Origin of the sequence: uncultured Clostridium sp., from assembly GCF_937920395.1 — a bacterium.
Taxonomy (GTDB): Bacteria; Bacillota; Clostridia; order Clostridiales; family Clostridiaceae; genus Clostridium_AD.
Window position 1 is genome coordinate 1 of record NZ_CALEVF010000115.1, and the last position, 1,889, is coordinate 1,889.

Below are 1,889 nucleotides of genomic sequence, written 5' to 3' on the forward strand. Positions count from 1 at the left end.
TATAAATTAACACCAAAAATTGATTCATTAGATAAAATCAAAGGCAAGTACTCATGAACATTTTTAGTTTCACTTAGTTTAATATTTCCCATTATATTAGTTAATGACTTTAGCATTGGATCAGGACTTAATTCAAAACTATCTCCTTCATCATCTATAGCCATTAAATAACGACACCATCCTGCTATAGTAAGTGGTATAAATGTTAGATTTTTAACATCTAAATTAGGATTATTATTATAAGCCTTAATTGTCTCACCAAACCGTATACCTAATTTTTGAGAAGTATCACAAACAATCCTTTGTGGCGTATCAGGCATAAATGGATTTGGAAGACGTACTTTCATTACCTCATCTATAAAGTCTTTAGGAGACATAATACCTGGATCCACAACCACTGGTAATCCTTCCACGTATCCTATATTCTTTATTAATTTAACAAGTTCCCTATCTTTCATCTCATCTGATATTTTATTATAAGATAATAAACATCCAAAAATAGCAAGAGCTGTATGAAGAGGATTTAAACAAGTACAAACTTTCATTTTTTCTACTTTATCAACTGTTTCTTTATCTGCATAAATAATACCGGCTTTATCAAGTGGAACACGACCGTTTTTAAAGTTATCTTCGATAACTAAATATTGAGGCTGCTCTGCATTAACAAATGGTGCTATATATGTGTTTTTAGAGGTCATAATTACCTCTGTATCCTCAAGCCCAATCTCACTCAATATATTTATAACGGACTCTGCAGGTCTTGGGGTGATTTTATCAATCATACTCCAAGGATAAGATAAGTTTTCTTTTACATAAGTTAAAAATTCAGCTTCTACTTTTCTATTTTCTGTCCAATGTTTTGCAAATGTAGTAATTGCCTTTTCAAGTTTCGAACCATTATGAGAACAATTATCCATACTTACTAAGGTCAATGGTAATTCACCATTTTTAAATCTTTCATAAACTAATGATGTAAGCTTTCCAATATAACTTGTAGCTTTTGTGGGTTCATTTTCAAAATCTTCCGCAACATCTTTCAAAAATTCACCATTACCATTTTTTAAGCTATATCCTTTTTCTGTAATTGTAAATGAAACCATTTTCAATGTTTTAGCTCTAAATATTTCTTTTAATCTATTCCAGTCATTTAGATTATTTATATCTACACATAATGATTCTGCTATACTTCCTATTACTTTCTTTTCTAATGTTCCATCTGCTTTTAAAGTCACTAAAATACTTAAGTTATCAAATTTATTATAACTTTTTTCAATTATTTCATAATCATATCCTTCAGCAACTATTATGCCGGTGTTTAATATACCTTTATTAAGTAATTCTTGACACACAGCAGCCGGAAATGCACGAAATATGTTTCCAGCTCCAAAATGTAACCATTCAGGAGTTTCTTTAGTTTGTTTTATCATTTCACTTCGATCATATTTAGGTAATTCAAACTGATTTTTTTTCCAAAACTTAGTGTTTTTTAATTCTTCTTGTCTAAGTTTCAATTCATTGCCTCCCTTGCTCTCAAATTATAATCTATTTGTGAACGTTACCAATATATATTAAACTAACTTATATCTTAATGGAATATTATTTTAAATTAGCAACAGAATCTCTCTTAACAAGTTCTGTACTAATATATATTTTTTCGCCACTATCTATATTATTTTCTATAATGTCTAAAAGTTTTTCTGCCCCTTTCTTACTTATTTCACTAATAGGTCTTCTTACAGTGGTTAAAGCTGGCGTTAAATAATCACCTAACTGCATTCCATCAAAGCCCATAATTGAAATATCCTTTGGAACATTTAGACCTGCTTCAGATGTTGCCTTCATTGCTCCAATTGCCATTTCATCATTTGAGCAAAATACTGCTGTTGGAA

Annotated in this window: 2 protein-coding genes; both read right to left on the bottom strand. The window is 29.9% G+C overall.

Annotated elements, in window-relative coordinates:
- Positions 1-1,511 (bottom strand): mannitol dehydrogenase family protein (locus Q0649_RS09430; RefSeq protein ID WP_298840716.1); only part of this gene is annotated, 1,511 nt, incomplete at its 3' end.
- A gap of 85 nt (positions 1,512-1,596) precedes the next feature.
- Positions 1,597-1,889: substrate-binding domain-containing protein (locus Q0649_RS09435; protein WP_298840718.1), on the bottom strand; the 293-nt coding region annotated here is incomplete at its 5' end.